This is a genomic window from Gemmobacter sp. (assembly GCF_016792925.1).
In the GTDB taxonomy this organism is placed as follows: Bacteria; Pseudomonadota; Alphaproteobacteria; order Rhodobacterales; family Rhodobacteraceae; genus Gemmobacter.
This window is the reverse complement of sequence record NZ_JAEULU010000303.1, coordinates 1-3,940: the sequence shown is the minus strand read 5'-3', so window position 1 is coordinate 3,940 and position 3,940 is coordinate 1. Positions and strand designations below refer to the sequence as shown.

The following is a 3,940-nucleotide window of genomic DNA, read 5'->3' as shown; positions in this document are numbered from 1 at the left end:
CCGCTGATCGAGGCCCTCGCAACCCTCTCCTATGATGGCCGCCGGGCCGAGTTCTTTCAGCAACAGCTGATCGGCGCGCTGAAAATCCTGCAAGCAGGCGACACGGACGCGCGCCACATGATCGGCAGCTGGGCGGGGGCCATGGGCCATACCCAGTTCATCCCGACCTCCTACCTCGCCTTCGCGGTGGATTTCACCGGCGATGGCAAGCGCGACATCTGGTCCGATGACCCGAGCGACGCGCTGGCCTCCACCGCCGCTTACCTCGCGAAATCGGGCTGGCAGCGCGGGCAGCCCTGGGGGATGGAGGTCACGCTGCCGCCAGGCTTTGGCGCAGGCGTGTCGGGCAAGGGCGCGAAACGGGCGGGGGCCGACTGGCGCGCCATGGGCATCACGCGGGCCGATGGCGGGCCGGTGCCGGATGGCGCGGCTGCGCTGCTGTTGCCCTCGGGCGTGAAGGGCGCGGCCTTCCTGATCTATCGCAACTTCCACGCGATCGAGCGCTATAATCAGGCCGACAGCTATGTGATCGGGGTGGGGCATCTGTCCGACCGGCTGAAAGGCGGCGGGCCGCTGCGCACGCCCTGGCCCGCGGGCGATGCCACGCTGCGGCTGTCGGAACGGGTAGAGGTGCAGGAGCGCCTGACGGCGGCGGGCTTTGATACCGGCGGCACCGATGGCAATGTCGGCCCCAAGACCTATGCCGCGATCAAGGCGTTTCAGGCCAGCCGCGGGCTGGTGCCCGATGGCTACCCCGACCGGGATTTGCTGGAGGCGCTGCGCCGGGGGTAAGCGTGGACAGGGGGCGCTCGCGCCCCCTCGCCCGTTCCGGGCTCACCCCCTGAGGATATTTTTGAACAGAAAATGAAACAGGCTTCTTTGCCATTTTCTGTTCTCAAATATCCTCGGGGGGAGCCTCCCGCAGGGAGGCGTGGGGGGCAGACAGCCCCCCAACCCGCTCACCGCCGGAGTGACGCCCGCAAGGTGCGGTCAAGAGTGTCGAGAAAGCGCGAGCGGTCGGATTTCGAGAAAGCCTTGCCACCGCCTTGCCGGAACGGATCGGCGCTGCGCAGGTCTTGCATCAGGTCGCGGGTGGCCAGCGCCATGCCGATATTCGCGCCGGTCAGCGTCTCGCCATTGGGTTTCACCACCACTGCCCCCGCCGCCACGCATTTCGCGGCCAGCGGGATGTCGGTTGTGACCACCACATCGCCGGTGGTGGCGCGTTCGGCGATCCATTTATCGGCCTCATCCGGCCCATCGGGCACGAAGACGCTTTGCACCAGCGGGTTGACCGACGGGCGGATGCCGCCATTCGACACCAGCACCATGCGCAGTTTCAGCCGGGTCGCCACCGTCTCGGCCTCGGCCTTCACCGGGCAGGCATCGGCGTCGATATAGAGAACCGGATCAGTCATACAGCGCAGCGGCGTGGAAGCCGATATGGTCTTCGATGAAGGTCGAGACGAAGAAATAGCTGTGGTCATAGCCCTTTTGCATGCGGAAGATGCCGCCCTGGCGGCGGGCGGCCATGGCCTCGGCCAGCGCCTCGGGTCTCAGCAGATCGAGGAACTGGTCGCTGCCGCCCTGATCAATCAGGATCGGGCCGTCAAAGCCGCGTTTCTTCATCAGCAGCGTGGCGTCATGCGCGGCCCATTTGCCCTCATCCTTGCCCAGATAGGCCGTGAACTGTTTGCGGCCCCAGTCGCTTGCCGACGGGTTTGCAATCGGCGCGAAGGCCGAGACCGAGCGGTAGCGGCCCGGGAAGCTCATGGCGATGGTCAGCGCGCCATGGCCGCCCATCGAATGCCCCATGATCGACTGGCGTTCCTCGGCCACCGGGAAGGCCTTGAAGATCAGCTCGGGCAGCTCGTCGGTGATGTAATCCCACATGCGGAAATGCGGCGCCCAAGGCTTTTCGGTGGCGTTCACGTAGAAGCCCGCGCCCTGGCCCAGATCATAGGCCTCATCATTGGCCACCCCGGCCCCGCGCGGCGAGGTGTCGGGGAACACGAGCGCCAGCCCGGCCTCGGCGGCCCATTTCTGCGCCCCCGCCTTGGTCATCGCATTCTCATGGGTGCAGGTCAGGCCCGACAGATACCAGACCACCGGCACCGGGCCGCTTTCGGCCTCCTCCGGCAGGAACAGGCCAAAGGTCATATCACAGCCGCAGGCCTCGGAGGCATGGGAGTAGACGCCCTGCACGCCGCCATAGGCGCGGTTTTCGCTGATGGTTTTCATCGGTCCTCCTCAGCCTGTGATCCAGGCGATGATCGTCGTGACGGTCAGGATGCTGGCCGCCGTGGAAATCAGGATCGCGGTGGAGACGCGCTGCGGCGCCACCCCGTAATGTTGCGCCAGAATATAGACATTCCCGGCGACCGGAAGGCTGGCGGCGGCGACCATGACGCCAGCGGCGACAGGATCGACCGGGAACAGCCAGAAGGCGGCGATGGCGCAAAGCGCAGGGTGCAGCACCAGTTTTGCGAAAGACAGCCAGACAGCATCCGGCAGCCGCGTCAGCCCCCGCCCGGCCAGCGAGGCGCCAATGGCAAACAGCGCGCCCGGCGTGGCAGCGGCGCCCAGAATGGCCAGATATTCATTCACAGGCCCCGGCACCGGCAGCGCCGCGCCCGACCAGATCAGCCCCGCCACGATGGAGACCACCATCGGGTTCTTCACCCAGCCCATTGCCAGCGCCTTCACCGTATGGAGACCCAGGGCGCCGCCGCGCGCGCCGGTGATGATCAGCGTGATCAGCGAGGAAAACACCACCATATCCACCGTCAGCACCATCAGCACCGGCCCGGCCGCCTGCGGCCCCAGCAGCACCACCAGCATCGGCACGCCCAGAAAGCCGGTATTGCCGGACTGGGCGCATTGCGCCTCCATCGCGGCCTCCTCCACGCTGCGCCCGCGCAGCCGCGAAAGCGCCATGACCAGCGCATAAAGCAGGCTGGAGGCCGCCAGATAGGCCAGCACGAAGGGCAGATCGAAGATCTCCGACAGCGACAGATTGGCGGCAAAGCGGAACAGCATCGCGGACAGCGCGAAGAAGAACACGAATTTCGTAAGCCAGGCCACGCCCTCGGGCGGGAAAAACCGCGTGCGCCCGGCCAGATAGCCAGTGCCGATCAGCGCGAAAAAGGGCAGGGTTTTCAGAAGGATCGGCAGCATGGGGTCCGCAGGGCTTTGGGCCAGCGTTTCACGCAAGGGCGGGGGATGCAAGGTGGAATGCGCCGCAGAAGGCCAGCCGTTTGGCCGCCCCCCTGCCCTTCAACCTGATCCAAATATCCATACGCGCCGCTGGCCCGGTGCGAAGGGATTTCAGGCGCTATGCGCGCCGCCCGCCAGATCGGCCACCCGGGCCAGCACCTCGGCCACCGGCTTGCCGGCGCCGATTTCCTTCACGATGGCCGAGCCCACCACGCAGCCATCCGCGATGCCCGCAATCGCCCGGGCATTCTCGGCGGTGTTGATGCCAAAGCCCACGATCACCGGCAGATCGGTTGATTGCTTGATGCGGGCGACCTCGGGGGCGACCTCGGCGGCCTGGGCGGCGGCGGCGCCGGTGATGCCGGTGACCGAGACGTAATAGACGAAGCCTGAGGTGTTTTGCAGCACGGCCGGCAGGCGCTTGGCATCGGTGGTGGGCGTTGCCAGCCGGATGAAGTTGAGGCCCGCCGCCTGTGCCGGGATGCACAGCTCGTCATCCTCCTCGGGCGGCAGATCGACCACGATCAGCCCGTCGATCCCGGCCTCGCGCGCCTCGGCCAGAAAGCGGTCGACGCCGCGCGCATAGATCGGGTTGTAATAGCCCATCAGCACGATCGGGGTTTCAGAATCGCCCCGGCGGAAATCGCGCACCATGCCCAGCACCAGATCCATGGTCATGCCGCCATCCCGCGCGCGCTGCCCGGCCAGCTGGATCGTCGGGCCG

The 3,940-nt window shown here is 66.8% G+C and carries 5 protein-coding genes; 1 reads left to right on the top strand and 4 read right to left on the bottom strand.

What is annotated here, in order from left to right; all coding sequences use genetic code 11:
* On the top strand, positions 1-792 hold a 792-nt coding region (locus JNN06_RS14715), incomplete at its 5' end, for a lytic murein transglycosylase (RefSeq protein WP_291240347.1).
* Positions 793-959: 167 nt separating this feature from the next.
* Here JNN06_RS14715 and JNN06_RS14710 read toward each other — a convergent pair.
* From JNN06_RS14710 to trpA, 4 genes are all read right to left on the bottom strand, one after another.
* Positions 960-1,418: a YaiI/YqxD family protein gene (locus JNN06_RS14710; protein ID WP_291240346.1), complete on the bottom strand. Its 459-nt coding sequence runs from the start codon at positions 1,416-1,418 to the stop codon at positions 960-962.
* Positions 1,411-2,241: an S-formylglutathione hydrolase gene (fghA, locus tag JNN06_RS14705; protein ID WP_291240345.1), complete on the bottom strand. Its 831-nt coding sequence runs from the start codon at positions 2,239-2,241 to the stop codon at positions 1,411-1,413. Before fghA ends, JNN06_RS14710 begins: the two co-directional genes overlap by 8 nt.
* 9 nt (positions 2,242-2,250) lie before the next feature.
* Positions 2,251-3,177 (bottom strand): AEC family transporter, encoded by a 927-nt coding sequence (locus JNN06_RS14700; protein ID WP_291240344.1) that lies wholly within the window; start codon positions 3,175-3,177, stop codon positions 2,251-2,253.
* 150 nt (positions 3,178-3,327) lie between these two features.
* The coding region (trpA, locus tag JNN06_RS14695; RefSeq protein WP_291240343.1) for a tryptophan synthase subunit alpha at positions 3,328-3,940 on the bottom strand (613 nt) is incomplete at its 5' end.